The organism is Gordonia sp. NPDC062954 (assembly GCF_044543825.1).
Classification (GTDB): domain Bacteria; phylum Actinomycetota; class Actinomycetes; order Mycobacteriales; family Mycobacteriaceae; genus Gordonia; species Gordonia tangerina.
In genome coordinates this window covers 20709-41004 of the sequence record NZ_JBITWL010000029.1, presented here as the reverse complement: position 1 = coordinate 41004, position 20296 = coordinate 20709, and the positions used below count along the sequence as shown (strand labels likewise).

Annotated in this window: 24 protein-coding genes and 1 pseudogene; 11 read left to right on the top strand and 14 right to left on the bottom strand. The window is 66.8% G+C overall.

Translation table 11 applies throughout. The annotated features are described in order from the left end of the window. The first annotated feature begins 9 nt into the window (after window positions 1-9). Entirely contained in the window at window positions 10-402 is a 393-nt protein-coding gene (locus ACIGKQ_RS21855) for a hypothetical protein (protein WP_328714548.1), read from the top strand. Window positions 403-477: 75 nt separating this feature from the next. Here the strand turns inward: ACIGKQ_RS21855 and ACIGKQ_RS21850 are convergent, their stop codons facing one another. Next, window positions 478-600, bottom strand: coding sequence for a hypothetical protein (locus ACIGKQ_RS21850; protein ID WP_266061466.1), 123 nt, complete (start codon window positions 598-600; stop codon window positions 478-480). 106 nt (window positions 601-706) lie between these two features. Here ACIGKQ_RS21850 and ACIGKQ_RS21845 point away from each other — a divergent pair, with 106 nt between their 5' ends. Then, entirely contained in the window at window positions 707-1552 is an 846-nt protein-coding gene (locus tag ACIGKQ_RS21845) for an arylamine N-acetyltransferase (RefSeq protein WP_372512389.1), read from the top strand. A gap of 13 nt (window positions 1553-1565) precedes the next feature. On the opposite strand, the gene ACIGKQ_RS21840 is transcribed toward ACIGKQ_RS21845, so the two are convergent. Beyond that, window positions 1566-2384, bottom strand: coding sequence for a shikimate 5-dehydrogenase (locus ACIGKQ_RS21840; RefSeq protein ID WP_396574929.1), 819 nt, complete (start codon window positions 2382-2384; stop codon window positions 1566-1568). A 49-nt stretch (window positions 2385-2433) separates the two neighbouring features. Here ACIGKQ_RS21840 and ACIGKQ_RS21835 point away from each other — a divergent pair, with 49 nt between their 5' ends. Together ACIGKQ_RS21835 and ACIGKQ_RS21830 are read left to right on the top strand one after the other, a co-directional pair. Next, a complete protein-coding gene (locus ACIGKQ_RS21835; RefSeq protein WP_235724248.1) occupies window positions 2434-2835 on the top strand; it encodes an SRPBCC family protein in 402 nt (133 codons plus the stop codon). Window positions 2836-3022: 187 nt separating this feature from the next. Beyond that, window positions 3023-4366 carry a DUF4185 domain-containing protein gene (locus ACIGKQ_RS21830; RefSeq protein ID WP_235724249.1) on the top strand — a complete coding sequence of 448 codons (1344 nt, stop codon included), beginning with the start codon at window positions 3023-3025 and terminating at the stop codon, window positions 4364-4366. Between the two features lie 17 nt (window positions 4367-4383). Here ACIGKQ_RS21830 and ACIGKQ_RS21825 read toward each other — a convergent pair whose 3' ends face one another. Next, window positions 4384-6795 (bottom strand): Tex family protein, encoded by a 2412-nt coding sequence (locus tag ACIGKQ_RS21825; protein ID WP_396574928.1) that lies wholly within the window; start codon window positions 6793-6795, stop codon window positions 4384-4386. Between the two features lie 171 nt (window positions 6796-6966). Between ACIGKQ_RS21825 and ACIGKQ_RS21820 the strand changes: the two genes are divergently transcribed. Together ACIGKQ_RS21820 and ACIGKQ_RS21815 are read left to right on the top strand one after the other, a co-directional pair. Then, a complete protein-coding gene (locus ACIGKQ_RS21820; RefSeq protein ID WP_235724251.1) occupies window positions 6967-7893 on the top strand; it encodes a universal stress protein in 927 nt (308 codons plus the stop codon). A 140-nt stretch (window positions 7894-8033) separates the two neighbouring features. Next, a complete protein-coding gene (locus ACIGKQ_RS21815) occupies window positions 8034-8237 on the top strand; it encodes a DUF2892 domain-containing protein (protein WP_235724252.1) in 204 nt (67 codons plus the stop codon). A 34-nt stretch (window positions 8238-8271) separates the two neighbouring features. Here ACIGKQ_RS21815 and ACIGKQ_RS21810 read toward each other — a convergent pair whose 3' ends face one another. Together ACIGKQ_RS21810 and ACIGKQ_RS21805 are read right to left on the bottom strand one after the other, a co-directional pair. After that, window positions 8272-8655 (bottom strand): rhodanese-like domain-containing protein, encoded by a 384-nt coding sequence (locus ACIGKQ_RS21810; protein ID WP_235724286.1) that lies wholly within the window; start codon window positions 8653-8655, stop codon window positions 8272-8274. A gap of 77 nt (window positions 8656-8732) precedes the next feature. Further along, on the bottom strand, window positions 8733-9251 hold the full coding sequence (locus ACIGKQ_RS21805) for a glucose-6-phosphate dehydrogenase (RefSeq protein WP_235724253.1): 519 nt from the start codon (window positions 9249-9251) through the stop codon (window positions 8733-8735). A gap of 354 nt (window positions 9252-9605) precedes the next feature. Between ACIGKQ_RS21805 and ACIGKQ_RS21800 the strand changes: the two genes are divergently transcribed. Both ACIGKQ_RS21800 and ACIGKQ_RS21795 read left to right on the top strand, forming a co-directional pair. Next, complete coding sequence (locus ACIGKQ_RS21800) at window positions 9606-10172, top strand: recombinase family protein (RefSeq protein WP_235724287.1); 567 nt, start codon at window positions 9606-9608, stop codon at window positions 10170-10172. Next, the gene (locus ACIGKQ_RS21795) at window positions 10172-10474 is read left to right on the top strand and encodes a hypothetical protein (RefSeq protein ID WP_266061472.1); all 303 of its coding nucleotides are present in this window, start codon (window positions 10172-10174) and stop codon (window positions 10472-10474) included. The genes ACIGKQ_RS21800 and ACIGKQ_RS21795 overlap by 1 nt, the downstream gene beginning before the upstream one ends. Window positions 10475-10541: 67 nt before the next feature. Here the strand turns inward: ACIGKQ_RS21795 and ACIGKQ_RS21790 are convergent, their stop codons facing one another. Together ACIGKQ_RS21790 and ACIGKQ_RS21785 are read right to left on the bottom strand one after the other, a co-directional pair. Then, the gene (locus tag ACIGKQ_RS21790) at window positions 10542-11330 is read right to left on the bottom strand and encodes an alpha/beta fold hydrolase (protein ID WP_396574937.1); all 789 of its coding nucleotides are present in this window, start codon (window positions 11328-11330) and stop codon (window positions 10542-10544) included. Window positions 11331-11399: 69 nt separating this feature from the next. Then, a pseudogene (locus ACIGKQ_RS21785) lies at window positions 11400-11671 on the bottom strand (epoxide hydrolase N-terminal domain-containing protein); the annotation flags it as partial. A 68-nt stretch (window positions 11672-11739) separates the two neighbouring features. Here ACIGKQ_RS21785 and ACIGKQ_RS21780 point away from each other — a divergent pair. From ACIGKQ_RS21780 to ppsA, 3 genes are all read left to right on the top strand, one after another. Further along, complete coding sequence (locus ACIGKQ_RS21780; protein WP_235724256.1) at window positions 11740-12705, top strand: YafY family protein; 966 nt, start codon at window positions 11740-11742, stop codon at window positions 12703-12705. A 104-nt stretch (window positions 12706-12809) separates the two neighbouring features. Beyond that, window positions 12810-13649, top strand: a complete 840-nt coding sequence (locus tag ACIGKQ_RS21775) for a pyruvate, water dikinase regulatory protein (RefSeq protein WP_235724257.1) — start codon at window positions 12810-12812, stop codon at window positions 13647-13649. Window positions 13650-13660: 11 nt separating this feature from the next. After that, on the top strand, window positions 13661-16042 hold the full coding sequence (gene ppsA / locus ACIGKQ_RS21770) for a phosphoenolpyruvate synthase (protein ID WP_266061475.1): 2382 nt from the start codon (window positions 13661-13663) through the stop codon (window positions 16040-16042). A gap of 73 nt (window positions 16043-16115) precedes the next feature. Here ppsA and ACIGKQ_RS21765 read toward each other — a convergent pair whose 3' ends face one another. From ACIGKQ_RS21765 to ACIGKQ_RS21735, 7 genes are all read right to left on the bottom strand, one after another. Beyond that, window positions 16116-16538 (bottom strand): nitroreductase family deazaflavin-dependent oxidoreductase, encoded by a 423-nt coding sequence (locus ACIGKQ_RS21765; RefSeq protein WP_396574927.1) that lies wholly within the window; start codon window positions 16536-16538, stop codon window positions 16116-16118. A gap of 54 nt (window positions 16539-16592) precedes the next feature. Further along, complete coding sequence (locus ACIGKQ_RS21760) at window positions 16593-16928, bottom strand: YnfA family protein (RefSeq protein ID WP_396574926.1); 336 nt, start codon at window positions 16926-16928, stop codon at window positions 16593-16595. A gap of 66 nt (window positions 16929-16994) precedes the next feature. Next, window positions 16995-17582: an RES family NAD+ phosphorylase gene (locus tag ACIGKQ_RS21755; protein WP_396574925.1), complete on the bottom strand. Its 588-nt coding sequence runs from the start codon at window positions 17580-17582 to the stop codon at window positions 16995-16997. Window positions 17583-17689: 107 nt separating this feature from the next. After that, window positions 17690-18319, bottom strand: coding sequence for a helix-turn-helix domain-containing protein (locus ACIGKQ_RS21750; protein WP_396574924.1), 630 nt, complete (start codon window positions 18317-18319; stop codon window positions 17690-17692). Window positions 18320-18384: 65 nt separating this feature from the next. Beyond that, window positions 18385-19014, bottom strand: coding sequence for a bifunctional 2-polyprenyl-6-hydroxyphenol methylase/3-demethylubiquinol 3-O-methyltransferase UbiG (locus ACIGKQ_RS21745; RefSeq protein WP_266061479.1), 630 nt, complete (start codon window positions 19012-19014; stop codon window positions 18385-18387). Further along, a complete protein-coding gene (locus ACIGKQ_RS21740) occupies window positions 19011-19175 on the bottom strand; it encodes a DivIVA domain-containing protein (protein WP_266061480.1) in 165 nt (54 codons plus the stop codon). The genes ACIGKQ_RS21745 and ACIGKQ_RS21740 overlap by 4 nt, the downstream gene beginning before the upstream one ends. A gap of 106 nt (window positions 19176-19281) precedes the next feature. Next, entirely contained in the window at window positions 19282-20103 is an 822-nt protein-coding gene (locus ACIGKQ_RS21735; RefSeq protein ID WP_396574923.1) for an ion transporter, read from the bottom strand. Between the last annotated feature and the right edge of the window lie 193 nt (window positions 20104-20296).

Here is a 20296-nt window from a genome sequence, read left to right as displayed (position 1 = left end):
TTTACTGGCATGTCCGACCAACAGCTGCCGCTGATCGTCGTCGATGCCGCCAATGTCGTCGGTTCGCGACCCGACGGTTGGTGGCGCGACCGGCACGGGGCGACCGAGCGGTTGCGTGATCGACTCGTCGGCCTCGCCGACACCGGTGTGGCGGGGATGCCCGGACCGGTCGAGGTGCTGATGGTGGTGGAGGGTAAGGCCCGAACCGTCACGTCGGTGCCCACGGTGGCCACCGTCGCAGCGTCCGGTTCCGGCGACGATCGGATCGTCGACCTGGTCGCCACTGCGGTGAATCGGCCGATACTCGTGGTGACGGCCGACCGCGAACTCCGCCGCCGGGTGGGAACACTCGGCGCGAACGTGGCCGGGCCGAGCGTCCTGCATGCGCACGATCAGGCCTGATCAGCGCACACAGCTCCGGACGAGACATCCTCCGCGCGCGGCTGGGTGTCCGGGGCCGGTCAGCGTTCGGGGCGGTCAGCGTTCGGGCGGTGTCGGCCGCTGGGCTGGTCTGGTGAATCGTCGGCGCAGCTCGTCGAGGCCGGTGACCCGGACCTTGCCGGTCACCCGCACCTTCCCGGTCACCCGGATCTTGCCCATCTCGCCACCGTCCTGTCGGTCACCGTGAGGCGCGGCATCCGCCTGCCTACGCGAGGATACCCGGCCACGGGGCACGGATGCGGAATCCGCTGGGCGGGATGCGACCATGGATGCCATGGACACCAGCACGGTCGATGTCGACGGTTACCTCGATCGAATCGGTCACCCTTGCGTGCCCGGGCCCACGGCCGACGTTCTGGCGAGCTTGGTCGCCGCGCACGTTCGGCACATCCCGTTCGAGAACCTCGATCCGCTCACCGGGATCCCGGTGGCCAATCTCGACCCGGAGAGCCTGCAGGACAAGCTCGTTCGGCGGCGACGCGGCGGGTTCTGCTATGAGCACAACGGGCTGTTCCGTGCTGTGCTGTGCGCGCTCGGTTTCCGCGTCGATCAGCTCGCGGGCCGGGTGGTGTGGATGAAGGGACCGGGACCGCTGCCCGCGGAGACGCATCAGCTGCTGGCCGTGACGGTTCCTGATGACGGTAGCCGCCACCTCGTCGACGTGGGTTTCGGCGGGCAGACCCCCACCACGCCACTGCGTTTCACCATCGGCGACGAGCAGCCCACCGATCTCGAGCCCTTCCGCGTGGGAGTGTGGCCCGAGGCTGACCTGCACGTGCTGGAGTCGCGAGTGGCGGGCCGGTGGCAGCCGCTGTACCTGTTCGACGAACGCCCGCGCGCCGCGGTCGACGGTGTGGTCGGCAGCTGGTTTGCCTCGACCCATCCCGACTCCCATTTCCGCGCCACGGTGTCGGCCTGTCTCGTCGTCGACGATGCTCGCTGGAACCTGCGCAACCGTCTGCTGTCGATTCACCGGGCGGACGGGACGAGCACCAAACGAGAGTTGGCGTCGGAACGCGAGATACTCGACGTCCTCGCACACGACTTCGGTATCGACGTGGACACGGTGGATCGCCTCGAGGCGCGTGTACGCGAGGTGATCAGCGACTGAGGCGGCGTCCGAATCAGGTTGCGGCGCGCGAGAATTCGGAAGCTCGTCGCACCTGGTCCGCGGTGATCTCGACTCCCGTGTATCTCTCGAATTGGCGTGCCGCCTGCAGCGCGATCACCTCGGCTCCGGTGATCACCCTCTTGCCCGCAGCGCGTCCGGCGCGGATCAGCGGGGTCTCGGCGGGGAACGCGACCACGTCGAACACGACGTCGGCTGCGTCGATCTGGGCGGAAGCAAAAGACAGGGTGTCCTCGTCGCTGCCGCGCATGCCGAGCGGGGTCACGTTGACCAGGATCGCCGCGCCTGATCCGGTGTCCTCGGACGCGAATCGATAGCCGTACCGGTCAGCCAGTGCGGCACCGGTGTCCGGATTGCGTGCGATCACCGTGACGTTGTCGAACCCGGCACCGCGAAAGGCCGCCACCACTGCCTTGGCCATGCCGCCCGACCCGCGGATCGCCACCGAGGCCGACGTCGGCAGTGCATGACGGTCGATCAGTGCGGCGACGGCCTCGTAATCGGTGTTGGACGCGACGAGGCGTCCCGAATCATTGACGATCGTGTTGACCGACTCGATGGCCGACGCCGACTCCTCCATCTCGTCGACGAGCGGGATGACTGCCTCCTTGAACGGCATCGACACCGAGCATCCGCGGATCCCGAGGGCCCGGACCCCACAGATCGCACCGTCGATGTCGTCGGTGGTGAACGCCTTGTAGATGAAGTTGAGGCCGAGTTCGTCGTAGAGGAAGTTGTGGAATCTGGTTCCGATGTTCGACGGACGTCCGGCCAGCGAGATGCACAGCGTCATGTCCTTGTTCAGGATCGGCATATCGTCACCCTAACGTGTCGTCCCCACGCGTCGGGGTAGCCTCGGAGTGATGAACGACACCGGCAGTCGACACATCTCGGTCGTCGTCTCGAGCTCTCCCGACGAGGTCTACGCCTATGCCGCCGACCCGGCGAATCTTCCGCAGTGGGCCGGTGGCCTCGCCTCCGACGTCCGCCGCGACGGCGACACCCTGGTGGTCCGATCGCCAATGGGCGAGGTACGCGTCGACTTCACGCCGATCAACTCATTCGGCGTCCTCGACCACGAGGTGACACTGCCGGACGGCGCCGTCGTGCACAACCCGTTGCGCGTTCTTCCCCACCCCGAAGGCGCCGAGGTAGTGTTCACGGTTCGTCGACGTGACCTCTCCGACGCCGAGTTCGAGACCGATTGCGCGGCCGTTCTGCGTGACCTCATCGCGCTGCGCGACGCGGTCGCCCTTCGCAGCTGACGGTATTCACCCGGGGAACTGTCAATCACATGGGAAATGGCCTGTGTGGTTGCCAGTTCTCGGTGTAGTTGTTGCGAGACCAGATCGTGACCGTGGGACGTCTTCGATTTCGTCATCCCCTGGGTCACAATTACCCCACCAGTAACACTGATCACATCAGTAACAGACCCATGGACGGGGAGGTCTCGTGCGGCGTCGACTCACGCGCACTGCGCGGCTCGCGATGGTCGGGGCCCTCGCCGTCTCCGCATGCGTACTGGCCACCGGCCATGGGGCCGGCGTCGCCGGCGCCGCGCCCTGCGGCAACGGCGGATTCGGCTCGAGCGTCCCCGATACCGGGTCACTGGGATCGAGCGGTTCCCTCGGTTCCAGCGGTTCCCTGGGCAGCTCGGATATTCCGAACATCGGCCCGCAAGGGCCCCTGCCGCCGTACTTCGGCGTCAGCACCAGATCGATCGCCTGGGTCACCGGCCCCCTGAGCCCCAACCGCACTTTCAGCCGATTCGCGATCAGTGGCACCGATCTCGGTGTCAGTTGGGACAACGGCACCGGGCAGACCCTGATGGCCTTCGGCGACACCTTCGGCAACTGCAATGCGCTGGGTCAGCAGTGGCGCCACAATGTGCTGCTGCGGTCGGATGACCACCGTCTGTCTGACGGGATCCGAGTGCCCGACGGAGTGGCCGGTGACCCGACGTCGGGCACGGTCATCGCCGCCGGCGAACCGAATTACGCCCAGGAACTCATTCCGTCCCTGGGCATCTCCGCAATCGAGGTGACCACGATCCCGACCGCGGCGATCTCGCTGCCCTGGGGTTCGGGACATCGACAGTTCATCAATTACATGTCAGTTCGTTCGTGGGGATCGGCCGGAAACTGGGTGACCAACTTCTCCGCGATCGCACATTCCGACGACAACGGTCAGACCTGGCACACCGACCAGGACACCATCCGGATCAACTCGCCGATCTCGCTGGCGCTACCGGCCGCACTGCCGACCGTGGAGTACAACAACGGCAAGTTCCAGCAGAACGCGTATGTACGCGGTCGGCCGGACGTGGCCGGCGAGAAGGACTACATCTACCAGTTCGGAACTCCCAACGGCCGTTTCGGTGCCGCCTTCCTCGCCCGGTTCAAGCCGGCCGACATCCTCGATCTCGACCGCTACGAGTACTGGGGTGGCGAGGCAGCCGGTTGGGTTGCACTCGCCGACATGCCCGACGTGCAGTCGCAGGTTGTGCCGCAGCCGGTGACCGAATTGTCGGTGGCGTGGAGCCCATATCTCGACAGGTACGTGATGCTCGACGGCGACAACGGCATCCGGATGCGCACGGCCGAACACCCGCAGGGACCGTGGAGCGCACCGCGCTACCTGGTCGCCCCGAACACCATCGTCGTCTACGGCCCGATGATGTTGCCCGACTCCCCTGCGCTCCAGGGCGATTCCCCGGAGCTGTACTTCAACGCGTCACGCTGGAGTGACTACAACGTGATGCTGCTGCGCACCGACTTGCGCCGCGTGCCCGGATAGTGGACACGATTTACGACTCAGCGCCCGAAACCGGCGTCGCGCAACGCCTGCGCCATCGAGCCGTTGGGCTGGGCACGGCTGCCGCGGCCCGAGTCCCGACCGCGCTTACCGGACCGATCGCGCTGGGACCCGTTGCGCTGGGACCCGTTGCGCTGGGATTCGTTGCCCTGGCCCCGCTGAGGCCGTCGTCCACCGGCCTTCTTCGGGGCTGTTTTCCCCGATCCGGCGCCGACCTCGTCATCGAGCCGCAAGGTGAGACCGATTCGTTTGCGGTCCACATCGACGTCGAGGACCTTGACCCTCACCACCTGTCCGGACCGCACCACCTCGTGCGGATCGGAGACGAATCTGTCCGACATCGCCGACACGTGCACAAGCCCATCCTGATGGACGCCGACGTCGACGAAGGCCCCGAAGGCCGCGACGTTGGTCACCATCCCCTCGAGGATCATGCCGGGCTTCAGATCGGCCACCTTCTCCACGCCGGCGGCGAATGTCGCCGTCTCGAAAGCCGGTCGCGGGTCGCGGCCCGGCTTCTCGAGTTCGGCGAGGATGTCGGTCACCGTCGGGATGCCGAATCGATCATCCGCGAAGTCGCCCGGGCGCAGCCCACGCAACGTGCGGGCGTTACCGATCAGTTCGGTGATCCCCACTCCGGCGCGATCGAGAATCCGGCGCACCACCGGGTATGCCTCCGGGTGGACACCGGATGAGTCCAGCGGGTCCTCGCCGTCACGAATCCGGAGAAAGCCCGCACACTGCTCGAACGCCTTCGGGCCCAGGCGAGGCACATCGAGTAGTCCCTGGCGGCTGTGGAACGGCCCGGTGTTGTCACGATGCGCCACGATGGCGGCGGCCAGCCCCGGAGTGACTCCCGAGACCCGCGACAACAGCGGCACCGACGCGGTGTTGAGGTCTACCCCGACCGCGTTGACCGCGTCCTCGACCACCGCGTCCAGACTCCGCGCCAGCGTGCCCGGTGCCACGTCGTGCTGATACTGACCGACCCCGATCGACTTGGGATCGATCTTCACCAACTCCGCCAACGGATCCTGCAACCTCCGGGCGATCGACACCGCACCACGCAGCGAGACGTCGAGGTCGGGCAGTTCGCGGGAGGCGTACTCCGACGCCGAGTACACCGAGGCACCGGCCTCGCTCACCACCGCCTTGGCCGGGGCCCGGCCACCGGCCTTGCGGATCTCGGCGATCAATTCCGTTGCCAGCGCATCGGTTTCACGCGAAGCGGTGCCGTTGCCGATGGCCACCAGGTCGACGTCGTGGCGGGCGACGAGGGCCGCCAACGTCGCCTTGGCCTGATCCCACTGCTTCTGCGGTTGATGGGGATAGATGGCGCAGGTGTCGAGAACCTTGCCGGTGCCGTCGACGACGGCCACCTTGACGCCGGTGCGGAAGCCGGGGTCGAGGCCCAACGTCGGACGCGTTCCCGCCGGTGCCGCCAGGAGCAGATCCTTCAGATTCGTCGCGAACACGGTGACCGCGTCGGCCTCGGCGCGTTGACGCAGGGCCACCCGCGCTTCGATCGAAGCCGACATCATCAGCTTCGTCCGCCACGCCCAGCGCGCCGTCGTCACCAGCCAGGGCGTCGCCGCGCCCGGGTGGGCGGCATCGATCCCCAGGGTCGCGGCCACCATCGCCTCGTACGCGTCGTCCTCGCCCCCGTCGAGGGTCAACGACAGCGCTTCTTCCTTCTCTCCGCGCAGTACCGCAAGCACCCGGTGGGACGGCATCGAGTCCAATGGCTCCGTGAAGTCGAAGTAATCGCGGAACTTCTGGGCGGCCGGCGACGACGCCGCGCTCTCCGAACGTGCCGCGGTCCGCATCGCGCCGTCGGCCCAGAACTTCTCGCGGATGGCCCCAACGAGTTCGGCGTCCTCGGCAGCGCGTTCGATGAGGATGTGCCGGGCGCCGTCGAGGGCGGCGGCGGCGTCGGCGACCTGGTCGTTGCCGAACTCGGCGGCCACCTCTTCGGGAACCAGCCCCGGATCGGCGAGCAGGCGATCGGCCAGCGGCTCGAGGCCTGCCTCTCGGGCGATCTGCGCCTTCGTGCGACGCTTCGGCTTGTAGGGCAGGTAGATGTCCTCGACGCGCGCCTTGGTCTCCGCGCCGAGCAGCGCGGCGCGCAGTTCGTCGGTCAGCTTGCCCTGTTCGTCGATCGACGCGAGCACGGCATCACGCCGCTCGTCGAGCTCGCGCAGATAGCGGAGCCGCTCGTCCAGCGTGCGCAGTTGCGCGTCGTCGAGGCTGCCGGTGACCTCTTTGCGGTAGCGCGCGATGAACGGCACGGTGGAGCCCTCGTCGAGTAGCCGCACCGCGGCGGCCACCTGGCCTTCGGCGACGGCCAGTTCCTCGGCGAGGCGTGCGTTCACGGACTTCACAGCTGGGCTCGCATTCACCCGGAGGACCATACCGAAGCCACCCGACAGGGCAACGGTCGCCGCGCCGCCACCCGGGCACAAGTGCCCTCCGGCCCGGGCCCGAAGCCTCCGGTGTCGGACATGCCGATCTCCTAATCTGATACTTGTCGTGGCTGCATCTGCGACCGCGACTCTTTGCCCGCGCACGGAGAGAAGGTCGTCATGCCAGATGCCCGAACAAGCCCCGTCGTCGTCGGACTCGACGGGTCGCCGTCATCGATCGCGGCCGTCGAGTGGGCGGCGCGCGATGCCCAGATGCGTGGCCGGCCCTTGGCATTGGTCCACGTCATTGCCCCGATCGTGATGCCGGCCGAACCCTGGCCGGAGGGTTTCGCGAATCTCGACGTCGTGCGCTGGCAAGAGGACAACGCCCGCAAGGTGATCGACGATGCGCGCGAGATCGCCCACAAGGCTGCCGCGCCAGGTGAGCTGCAGATCACCACTGAAGTGATGCACGGTCCGGCCGTGCCGATGCTGACCGAGTTGTCCGAGAACGCGGCGCTGGTGGTCGTCGGATGTCGCGGCCAATCACGGGTGGCCGGTGCCGTGCTGGGCTCGGTGAGTTCAGGACTCGCCCACCACGCGCGTTGCCCGGTCGCCGTGATCCACGACGAGGAACCGCCCGAAGGGGTCTCGGATCAGTCCCCGGTCGTGGTGGGAGTCGACGGATCACCGACTTCCGAGCTGGCGACCGGCCTCGCGTTCGAAGAGGCGGCCTGCCGCGGGGTCGAGTTGGTGGCCGTACACACCTGGAGCGACATGAGCCGGCTCAACATCCCGACCCTGAACTGGGCGCCGATCGAGTGGCGAAATCTGTCCGACAAGGCGGCCGAAGTCCTCGAAGAGCATCTGGCCGTCTGGAGACGGAAGTACCCGGAGGTCACCGTACGCCCGGTCTCCATACCCATCGTCGCCAAGTCACCCGCCGTGGGCCTCCTCGATCACGCCCGGTCGGCGCAACTGGTGGTCGTGGGCAGCCACGGCCACGGTGGCTTCTCCGGAATGCTCCTCGGATCGGTGAGCGCCGCGGTGGTCAACGCAGCTCGGATTCCGGTGATCATCGCCCGCTCCAGGGAGAGCGAGGCCTGAATGGCCGCTGTCCGAGTGCCGCCCGCGCACATCTGAACATCTCCGCCATTGTGTGATATCCGTCGCTGTCACGGGCTTTTATATACCCCCCTGGGTATTATTGAGGGCGACCCTGATGCATACACATGGAGGTTTGGACCGTGAACATCGACCGTGGCGTCTTCGCCATCGCGGGCACGATGACCCTGCTCGGCGCGATCTTGAGCGCCGCGTTCTCGCCGTGGTGGCTGCTGCTCGTCGGCTTCGTCGGGCTGAATCTGCTGCAATCGAGCGTCACGGGTTTCTGCCCGGCGGCGATGATCCTCAAGCGGTTCGGGGTCACCAGCGGCTGCGCGTTCCGCTGACCATCGGTTGACCGCCACCCGCTCGCGTCGACGATCAACCGGGCGGGGTAGGCGAGCTGGATTCGATGGGTAGACCGGTACTCACCTGCGCGTCGTCGAGACCGCCGGCGTCGGTGACGTCGGCGAAGCCAGTCGATCTCATGATCTCCACGGCCTGGGCCGATCGATTTCCCGTACGGCAATAGACCACGTAGGGCACGTCGACCGGCAGTGCCGCGATCACCTCGACGAAGTCGCCGGATGCGAGATTGATGTTGCGGGCGCCGCGCAGATGACCGGACTCGAACTCCGCCGGGGTACGCACGTCGATGACCACCGCGTCGTCCGGCATCGTCGATGACGAAGTGCCCGATCCGGCGCCGCCACCCGACGCGCCACAACCGGCCAGAGCCGTCGCCGCGGCGACAAGTGCGAGCATCACGCGCGCGAGAATCCATCTCCGCCTTCCGCGCACACCCCTCCCGTTCCCGCTGCCGTTCGAGCCGGACATCACGACTACGCGTCAGCCGACGGGACTGCGCCCTCGTGCTCGGCCAGGTCCAGGTGCAGTGCGTGGTGGGCATCGAGCATATGCCGGAGACCCGTGTCCAGTGGCCACGGAAACGACAGTTCATGGCCGAACCGGTCGTCGACGGCCGCCATGGAGCCACGCTGCAGCGATGTGGCGTCGACGCGCTCGACCATGGACTCGAACAGTTCGACCGGGGTGGCCAGGTAATAGAGCGGTTGGTGCCCGCCCGAAGAACTCATACCCGCTGCATACACCAGTCCGTGCGAGGTGATCACCAGCCGGTCCGACGCGATCACCACCTCGCCGGCGACCTCGGCTCGTCCCCATTCGACGGCGGCCGCCCGGGACTCCTCCACCCGACGCCTGGTGTCGTCGGTGAGCAGCTGTTCCACATGGCGGCGGTCCGTCGTCGTGTCGGAGCTGTACTCGGGTCCGAAATGCCCCCGCAGGATCTCATCGATGAAATCGAACAGCGGGTCGTCTGCCGCCTGCTCCTCACCCATAGCACCGCGCCTTTCGTTCGATTCGCCCTGGCTGCAGCGTGCCCTCGACGTTACGCCGACAGATGCCCGATCTCGGGAGAATGCCGAACTCGTATGTCCGGCACCCGGCCCGCCCGCGGACCGCGGCCGAAACCTTCGATCGCGATGCGCTCGTCTCATATCAGTCTCATAATGACCCACCGTTCATTCGACGTTCTGAGACTCGCGAACGGCATGGTGTGATGTCCTACTAGCGATTCCAGCGAAGAACAACAGACATCTCAAAAACGCCGCGGCGCGTCGCGAGACGGTTTTGAGATATTTTGAGATAGAGTTCGGGCCATGAAGCCGGACGAGGTGAGCGGATACCCAGGCATGCTGCTCGGGTACGCGCGTGCGGGCACCGCAGCCCACACACTGGAATCGCAGATCGACGCGCTGACCGACGCGGGAGTCGAACCGGCGCGGATCTACAGCGACGTGTTCGCTGCGATCACCCGCATGCAGCGGCGACCCGGCTTCACGGCGTTGCTCGATTACGCACGCCCCGGCGATATCACCGTGGTCGTCGGTATCGATCGACTCGGCCGATCCGCACCCGAGGTGATGGCGACCGCGCGCGATCTCACCGAGCGACAGATCGGTCTGCGGTCGCTGCGTGAGGGTCTCGACACCGACGACCCGGCCGGCGCGATGATCGTCGGAGTGCTCGCCTCGCTCGCTGAACTCGACGAGGAACTCCGGCCGGACCGCGCGCCAACCGTTTCGTCCCGACGCAACCGTGGCCCGTCCGTCGGACGACCCCGGGCCCTCGGTGACGACCAGATCGCAGTCGCGGAGCGGATGCGCGCCGAAGGGCAGCCCATGCCGACGATCGCGGCGGCGCTCGGCGTCAGTCGTGCCACGCTGTACCGCACACTGGCCGAACGGCGGTCGGCCTGATGACCCGCGGCGACGAGGATTCGCTCGACCTGGACATCGTCACCCCCCACGGCGTCGTCACCCGCCTGCCCACGTCGTTCCCGATCGTCGACCACGAACTCGACGGGCACCTCGACCCGGACCTCTTTCAGAAGGGCTTCGAGGACGCCAACGAGCGGCTCTGCGGTTTTCCGCCGCCGTGGGCGCGGCACCATGCGTCCTCGACGATGGCGGTCGAACCGGATCCTGACGACGAGGAACCGAGCTATACGCGCGGATATCGCGCGGCCCTGTACGGGTACCTGCGGCACGCGGTCGACTGAGGTGTCCGATCGATACTCCAACAAGGAGATCGCGCGAGAGCTCACGGTCGCTCAACGGCACCGTCACTCATCGCAGACGCGCGAAGAACTCCCGGATGTCACCGGCGACCAGGTCCGGCCGCTCGAGTGAGGCGAAGTGCCCACCTTCGTCGAACCGACTCCAGTGCACGATGTTCGAGTTGTCGCGTTCGGCGAAGACGCGGATCGTCTGGAAGTCGCTGGCGAACACCGCAACACCGGTGGGTGCGGCGTTCACCCGCGGCTCGGCCGACGCCCGCGCGTTCTCGAGGTAGCTGCGGCTCATCCCGGACGCTGCATTGGCGAACCAGTTGACGCTGACTTCGAGCAGGATCGTCTGCAGCGGGACCAGTGAGGTTCCGTTGCCGAACGAGTTGAACAGCTCGCTGTAGGCGAGCAACCCGACCGGCGAGTCGCTGAGACCCACCGCGACGGTCTGGGGCCGGGAGGCGTTCATCGTGTTGTAGCCTCCGACGGACTGGAACCACTGCATGTGTTCGAGGCCGGCGTAGGCGGCCGGCTCGAGCTTCTCAAATTCTTCCGGATCGCCCGAGGGAAACGAGAACAGTTGCAGAACATGTAGTCCCAGAAAGCCTTCGGGGTTGAGAAGCCCGAGTTCTCGCGCGATGAGCGCGCCGTTGTCGGAGCCGTGGATTCCGTAGTTCTCATAGCCCAGGCCACGCATCAGGGTGTCGTACGCGGCGGCCACCCGGGCTGTGGTCCACCCGGCGGCGACCGGCTGCGAGTACCCGAATCCCGGGGCGTCGGGAATCACGATGTCGAACGCATCCTCGGGACGACCGCCATGGGCGACCGGGTCGACGAGAAGGTCGATCATGTCGAGATAGTCGACGCTCGAGCCGGGATAGGTGTGCGCCAGCACGAGTGGGGTGGCGTCCGGCTCGGCGGAACGGACATGGATGAAATGATGATCTGTCCGTCGATCTCGGTGGTGAAGTGCGGGACCGCGTTGATCCGGGATTCTGCTGCGGCCCAGTCGAAGCTGCGCCATGCATCGACGGCCTCGCGCAGGTAGTCATTCGGGGTTCCCGCGTCCCAGTCGTCGGTCGGCGACGGTTGGGGCAGGCGGGTACGGGCAAGGCGATCGTCGAGGTCGGCGATTTCGGCATCCGAGACGGAGACGGTGAACGGTTGGACGGTGAGCGTTGTTGTGGTCATGTCACGACGGTATTCCTCAATTAGGTAGGATATGTTCCTAATAGCGACCCGAGTCACGAGGATTTCTGATGGCCGATCCCACCGCGCGCCTGCTCGGACTCCTCTCCCTGCTCCAAACGCACCGGGAATGTTCGGGTACCGAACTCGCCGACCGTCTCGGCGTCTCGACCCGCACCATCCGGCATGACATCGATCGGCTGCGTGAGCTGGGGTATCCCGTCGACGCGACCCGGGGCGCCGCCGGCGGGTATCGGCTCGGTTCCGGAGGCAGGTTGCCACCGCTGCTGCTCGACGACGAGGAGGCCGTCGCGGTCACTGTCGGACTGCGCGCAGCCGTGGGGATCGCAGGTGTCGAAGAGGCCGGGACCCGCGCTCTGGCGAAGCTGGAGCAGGTTCTCCCCGCGCGGCTGCGGCCCACCATCGACGCGATCCGTACAAGCGTGGAGCACGGACCGGAGAACACCGGCACCGATGCCCCCGACCCGCACGTCCAGACGTCGGTCCTGCAGGCCATCGCCGCGGCCATCCGCGACGTCGAATGGCTGCGTTTCGACTACGACGATCAACCCCGGCTGGTGGAGCCGTACCGCCTGCTGTGCTGGCAACGCCGGTGGTATCTGATCGCCCGGGATCCCCGCACGGACACCTGGACGACGTATCGAATCGACCGGATGGGCCTGCGGATGCCAACGCGACGCCGCTTCGACCCTCAGCCGCTGCCCGGCGGGGACTACACGGCTTTCGCGATGCGCACGATCGCCGAGAGCGGCTGGAACGTGCATGCGCGTCTTCGTGTCGACGCCCCCGCCGAGGACGTTCTGGCGCGGATCAACCCGGCCGTCGGAGCCGTCGAACCCATCGACGAGCACCGTTGTGTTCTGGTCACCGGAGCCGACAGCCTCGACACCGTTGCCGCGTATATCGGCATGCTGATGATGGATTTCACGGTGGAGTCCCCCGCCGAACTCATCCCCCGTCTCCAGCTGATCTCGCAGCGATATGTGAGAGCAGTCGCCGGGTCCGAACAGCCGTGAACGGGCACACCAACAGCTGGTAAAGCGACCTGCCCGACAGCCGACGAAACGCCTGCGCCACGATAGAGGGCACAACGTGACGTCGGCCGATGGGAAATGACCGAGTGAGTGAGACGTATACCGGTGACCTGATCCCGGTTTTCTTCCTCTCGGACAGCACCGGGATCAGCGCAGAGACCATGGGCAATGCTCTGCTGTTGCACTTTCCCGATCATCGCTTCGACCGGACGCTGATCCCGTTCATCACCACCGCCGACGACGCCCGCGAGGTCGTGCGAAGGATCGATGCGGCCGTGGACCGCGGGATGACACCACTCGTTTTCGTCACGGCTGCACTCGACGACGTCCGCGTCGAACTGCAACAGACCCGGGCACCCCTGATCGATTTCTTCGACATGCACATGCAGCAAGTTGAGGCGATCCTGGGAACCCGGGGCGCCCGGACACCTGCCCGTCTGCATGGTGTCGGGGACGTCAAGCGCTACAACGCTCGCATGCAGGCGGTCGAGTACGCCATCGAGCACGACGACGGCCAGAGTGTGCGCACGCTGGACAAGGCGGACGTCATCTTGGTGGCGCCATCCCGGTGCGGCAAGACCCCGACGACCATGTACCTCGCGCTGCAGCACGGCCTGCGCGTCGCGAACTATCCGCTCGTCGACGAGGATCTCGTCAGCACCGACCTACCACGTCCGATCCGGCACCTGCAGGACCGGTGCTTCGGGATCATCACGACCGCGGCCCGCCTCAGCGCGGTCCGGACGGAGCGTCGCCCGGATTCGACATACGCGTCGCTGCGGCAGTGTACGTACGAACTCAAACGCGCGGAGGAGCTCTACCGCACGCACGACCTACCCGTCATCGACTCCTCGGCGAAATCCGTTGAGGAGATGTCCACCCTCATCCTGCAGGTGCTCGCCCGCAGGCCCCACCCTGACAACTGAGGAGTCAGTTCATGAACAGCAATGTCCGGTGGTTCGCCGACCTCGGCCTCGCCGACCTCGAGCAGGTCGGCGGGAAGAACGCGTCTCTCGGCGAGATGGTCCGCAACCTGACCGACGTCGGGGTCCGGGTCCCCAACGGGTTCGCGACCACCGCCGACGCATATCGCCGGTTCGTGAATCAACCCGATGCCGCGGGCACCAGCCTGGCGGACCGCATCAGCGCGCGTCTGGCCGGCCTCGACACCGACGACGTGCAGGCACTTGCCGCGACCGGCAAGGAGATCCGGGCGGCGGTGATGGATCAGCCGTTCCCCGCCGACCTCGAGGACGACATCCGGACCGCGTTCGCCGAGTTGTCGGGTGGATCGGACGAGGCGTCGTTCGCAGTGCGATCGAGCGCGACCGCCGAGGACCTGCCGGACGCATCGTTCGCCGGACAGCAGGAAACGTTCCTCAACGTGCGCGGGATCGACGCGATCCTGCAGGCGATGCGCGAAGTGTTCGCATCGCTGTACAACGACCGCGCCATCGCCTACCGGGTGCACCACGAGTTCGAGCACGACGCGGTCGCCCTGTCGGCGGGCGTGCAGCAGATGGTGCGCTCCGACATCGGCACGTCGGGAGTCATGTTCACCATCGACACCGAGTCGGGTTTCGCCGACGCCGTGTTCGTGACGTCCTCCTACGGCCTGGGTGAAGCGGTCGTCCAGGGCGCGGTGAACCCCGACGAGTTCTATGTCTACAAGCCGGCGTTGCGCGCCGGCCGTCCGGCCGTACTCAAGCGCGGTATCGGGTCGAAGGCCACCAAGATGATCTACACCGACGATCGTTCGGTGGGCCGGACGACCGAGTTCGTCGATGTGGACGCCGCCGATCGCCGCGTCCTCAGCCTCACCGACGCGGAGGTCGAGGCGCTCGCCCGCCAGGCGTTGCTGATCGAGGAGCACTACGGGCGCCCGATGGACATCGAGTGGGGCAAGGACGGCGTGGATGGCGAGCTCTACATCCTGCAGGCGCGCCCGGAGACGGTGCAGTCGCGGGCGGCGGTGACCGGCCAGCAACGGTTCCGGCTGAACGAGACCGGCGATGTCCTCGTCGAAGGTCGGGCGATCGGCGCACGCATCGGCGCGGGAGCCGTCCGGGTGCTGGAGTCGGTGGAACAGATGCACGAGTTCCAGGCCGGCGAGGTGCTGGTCGCGGACATGACCGACCCCGACTGGGAGCCGATCATGAAGCGCGCCAGCGCCATTGTGACCAACCGCGGCGGACGGACCTGTCACGCCGCGATCATCGCCCGTGAGCTCGGTATCCCGGCAGTCGTCGGATCCGGCGGGGCCACGCGGTCACTCGAGGCCGGCCGCGAGGTGACCGTCTCGTGTGCCGAGGGCGACACCGGATACGTCTACGACGGATTGCTCGACTTCGACGTCACCGAGTCGTCCATCGAGGCGATGCCCGAGATCAGCACGAAGATCATGATGAACGTCGGCACACCGGAGCAGGCGTTCGCGTTCTCCCGCCTCCCGAACAACGGTGTCGGGCTGGCCCGCCTGGAGTTCGTGATCAACCGCCAGATCGGAATCCATCCCAAGGCCCTGCTCGATTTCGAGACCCTCGAGGGACCACTCAAAGAGCAGATCGGCGAGGCGATCGCGGCCTATCAGAGCCCCCGGGCGTACTTCGTCGACCGAGTGGCCGAAGGGGTGGCGACGATCGCCGCCGCGTTCGCGCCGCACCCGGTGATCGTGCGCATGTCGGACTTCAAGTCCAACGAGTACGCGAAGCTGGTCGGCGGCGAACTCTACGAGCCCGACGAGGAGAACCCGATGATCGGCTACCGCGGCGCGTCGCGGTACCTGTCGAAGGACTTCGCGGACTGTTTCGCCATGGAGTGTGCGGCCCTGAAGTACGTCCGCGACGAGATGGGCCTGACCAACGTCAAGATCATGATCCCGTTCGTCCGCACGCTCGCCGAAGCCGAAGGGGTGATCTCGCTGCTCGCCTCGCACGGCCTGCGCCGCGGCGAGAACGGACTCGAAGTGATCATGATGTGCGAGGTGCCGTCCAACGCGGTGATCGCCGACGCCTTCCTCGACCATTTCGACGGGTTCTCCATCGGCTCCAACGACATGACGCAGCTGACGCTCGGCCTGGACCGTGATTCCGCGCTCGTCGCCGACTCGTTCGACGAACGTGACCCGGCCGTGAAACACATGCTCGCCGCGGCGATCTCGGCATGCAAGGCGCGCGGCAAGTACGTGGGTATCTGCGGGCAGGGTCCGAGCGATCACGTCGACCTCGCTGAATGGTTACTGGAGCAAGGTATCGAGTCGATGTCGCTGAATCCGGACACCGTGGTCGACACCTGGACGCGGCTGGCGAAGCTCGGCTGACAAGCAACTGCTCCCAACGCCTTTCGCGGGGTCAAAGGCGTTGGGAGCAGCAAGTCGACTCCGGGGTGTCAGCTCACTCCAGCACGAACACCGGGATCCGTCGGTCGGTCTTGGTCTGGTACTCCGCGTACGGCGGATAAGCGGCCACCGCCAGATCCCACCAGTGCTCACGCTCCGCGCCGTCGAGTTCACGCGCGGTGAGTTCTCGCACGGCGGTCCCGTCCTGCACCGTGATCTGCGGATGCGCCTTCACGTTGAAGTACCACGACGGGTGCCCGGGTGCGCCCCCTTTGGACGCGACCATCGCGTATTTGCCGTCCTCCTCGACCCGCATCAATGGGACATACCGCTTCTTGCCCGATTTCGCGCCGGTGGTCGTGAACAGCACGATCGGACGATCCATGATCTGGACGCCGTCCGTGGTGCCCTGTTCCAGGATCTTCTCGGTCTGGTCACGCACCCAGCCCTCGGGGCTGAGTTCTGGTTGATCGCTCATGCCAATCGACAACGTCGGCGTCGCCTTCGTCATTCCACCGGGCGCCGCAGCACGTCAGGACGCGCGGGGCGCGTACATGATCACTGCGACACCCACGAGGCAGATGGCCGCCCCGGCGATGTCCCAGCGGTCGGGGCGATAGCCGTCGAGCGCCATTCCCCAGGCAAGGGAGCCGGCGACGAAGACCCCACCGTAGGCGGCCAGGATCCGCCCGAAGTTCGCGTCGGGTTGCAGGGTGGCGACAAAACCGTAGGCGCCCAGGGCAATGACGCCCAGCCCGGCCCACAACAGGCCGCGGTGCTCGCGCACCGCCTGCCAGACGAGCCACGCGCCACCGATCTCGAGCAGAGCGGCGAGGACGAAGAGCAGGATCGACTTGGTGGCCGTCATGGCTGTGTTCTATCAGCTGCGCGCCGGGAGGCGAGGTGTGGCGGTCTGACCGGTGTCGGCCGAGCATCACCGACAGCGCGGACACCGCTCGACGAGGACGACCTGCATCCCGAGCGACACAGCGGCCTCGACGACCCGCGGCCACATACTCGCGGAGTTCAGGGCGAAGTCCTGAGCCCGACCGTCAGCGGCCGAGACGACCTCGACGTGATCGTCGGTGTTCCACAACGCCAGAGCGCGACCGTTGGAGTGGGCGGCGTGGTAGTAGACACCACGCACCTCCCGACGCGCGACGGGCTGATCCTCGAAGATCGCTCGAGCCCATTCCTGTGTCCGTACGCGCGGATAGTCACCGGTCGCCAGCGACGGAAGAGCGCCGATCCGCATGGCCGCCCCCTCGCCTCGAAGATCGAGCACTGTGATCGACGACGTCGGCTTCACCAGCGCCACCCGGTGATTAGGGCAGACGGCCGCGGCCCGCAGATCACCGAAGACCTCGCCGAATGCCGTGGCCAGAGTGCCGGCCACGTAGAGGATCGATCGATCGTCCGGGCAGTTGCGCGCGCCACCCGACGTGGTCGGGATGTGGTGGTCGAGTCGGTAAAGCGGACCGAACGTCCTGTGCGCGGCACCGTCCGACGTGTGTCCGGACACGTGGTAGATCCGACACCAATACCACGGGTGGGCCGGGGTCGGGTCACGCCATCGCCAAGTCCAGGCCCGTCCCCCGCTGACCGGGCGAACGGGTGCCGCAAGGGCGGCTACCACGCCGCCGAGGTGCTGGTGGCCGCGACCGCGATCACGTCGTCGATCCGGTTGGCGGCCAACGCCTGGGTGGGCGTCGCGCCGTCGAGGTCGACGTTGGGGGTGGCTGCCCACTCGGTCAGCGACACCACACCGCCGGGAAACGAGTTCCGTAGCCGTGCCAGCCCGGGGACGAAGCCGTGGGCGCAGCCGGCGTTGAACTGCCACAGCGGAAGCCGCCACTCCCGGCCCTTCTTCAACCCGAGCAGGTCGCCGGACTTGATGCGGTCGAGTACCGCCTGCTCGGACACCTCGAGCAGGTCAGCTGCCTCGGCACGGGTCAGCGAGTACTCGAGCACCGCCGACCGGGCGGCGAACTGTCGGCGCAGATTCTCCAGCGCCGCCTGCTTGCGTTGCGTCGCCGACGGACCCCGTCCCCACAGGGAACTGTCGAGTTGGTCGTCGCCGGTGACGCTGCGCAGGAAACTGTCGCGGGCGGGTTTGGGAACACTGCTCAGTGTGTCACTCAGAGCCTCCGTGAAAGCGGTCGACGTTGCTCGACCCCGGTGCCCAGCTGACGAATTCTCGGCCCGAGACGCCCGCCGGGTCGTGGTGCGGTCGTCACCGGGCGTGGTCGTGGCAGGCATGCCCTCCATTGTATGGACCTACAAGGGCGAAACAAGTAAAACAAGTTGCGAAAGTTTGGGCGCGATCACGGTGCGGAACGCCGCAGCACCGCAACCAGGAAATCGGATTGCGCTGTGAACGGCCGGACATCCCATGCCGACAGCAACACCTCACTCACCAGACCTCCGGCGGCGGCGTCGGCGAGGAACTCGTCGAACGCGTACCCTCGGCCCGCTCCGAAACCGACCACGACGCGCCCGTCGGGCGCGAGATGCTCGGCGAACCGGGCGAGGACCGTGCGTCGGTCGTCGGGGGCGAGGAAGGTGACGACGTTTCCCGCACTGACGATCATGTCGAACGCGGTGTCGATCCCGGCTGCGGGCAGACCGAGTTCGGCGAGGTCACCGACTAGCCAGGTCGGGCCCGGGTAGTCGGTGCGGGCAGCGTTGATGAGCACCGGATCCACGTCGACACCCACCACGGAATGCCCTGCGGCGTGGAGGTATCCACCGAGCCGTCCGGCGCCGCACCCGGCGTCCAGAACATGCGCGCCGCGCCGTACCATGGCGTCGATCAGACGTGCTTCACCGTCGATGTCCTGGCCACGTGCCGCGAGCTCACGAAATCGCTCGCGATAGCGGTGGGAGTGGCCGGGATCTGCGGCGACGATCTCGCGCCACGTGGTCGGTCGGGAGTTCCCGGGTGTCGACGTCACGTCGGCCGCTCCCCCTCGTAGCGTGCCAACCGTGCGTAGAGTTCGCGCATGGTGGTCTCGACGTCGTCGAGGAATGAGTCGACCTGGTCTTCGTTGTAGCCACGTCGGCCTATGGGTGGCTTGGCGAATGCGACGTTGCGGATGTCGTCCGGGGTGAGCACCCGCCCATTCTGGCAAATCCCGCCGGCCTCACGTTCTATCCGGGCTGGCCGGCCGGACGAGGGTCAGCTGCGCTCGTCAAGGGCGTGCCACACCGGCACCGCCTGCTCAGCGCGGATCCGCGAGGCGGTCGTCTTCACCGGCCCGCAGTTCGGCGTGTAGCAGGGTGATCGTCGTCCGGAGGTCGGCGATCTCCTGCCGTAGTTCGGCCGTCTCCTCTCCGGATAGGGCCGGTGCGGCCGAGGTCGCGGTACCGGCGGCCTCGCTCGACTCGGCGTCGGGATCGTCCCTGCGCTGGATGGCCTGCATCGAGTCGACGATGACGGCCAGGAAGAGATTGAGCACGGTGAACGCACTGAGCACGATGAACGGGACGAAGAACGCCCACGCCCACGGGTAGACCTCCATGACCGGCCGGACGATACCCATCGACCAGCTCTCCAGGGTCATGATCTGGAACAGCGTGTACGCCGAGGCACCCAGATCGCCGAACCACTCGGGGAACTTCTCGCCGAACATGCTGGTGGCCATCACCGCGGCGATGTAGAAGACCAGACCCAGTAACGCGATGATCGAGATCATCCCGGGTACTGCGGCGAACACCGCGGCCACCACCCGACGCATCTGCGGGAACGCCGACACCAGTCGCAGAATCCGTAATGCCCGAATGGCGCGCAGCGCACTGCTCGCGCCGGAGGCGGGGACCAGTGAGACTGCGACCACCACGAAGTCGAAGATGTTCCATCCCGACCGGAAGAACCTGGGCCCCACCGCGATCAGCTTGCAGGAGATCTCGCAGACGAAGATCGCCAGACAGGCGTTGTCCAGCAGGCTGAGGACCCAATGCCCACTCCCCCGGCCCCACGAAGTCGTCAGCGCACCGAGTACCACGGCGTTGAACGCGATCACCCCGACCACAAACCACTGCACGCGCGGTGATTCGATCCACCGCTCCAGCCTCAGTCGCCAGGGGGCGACGTCGAGATCGTCGTCGGAGATGAACCGGGTATCGGGGCGCTCTATGCGTTTTCATGGCCTCATCGAAGAATGCAGCGGCAACGAGGTGCCCTCAGTGCCGGGCTGGGGCTGGACCGGCCGAGCAGAACGCCTGCCGACCAGGGGC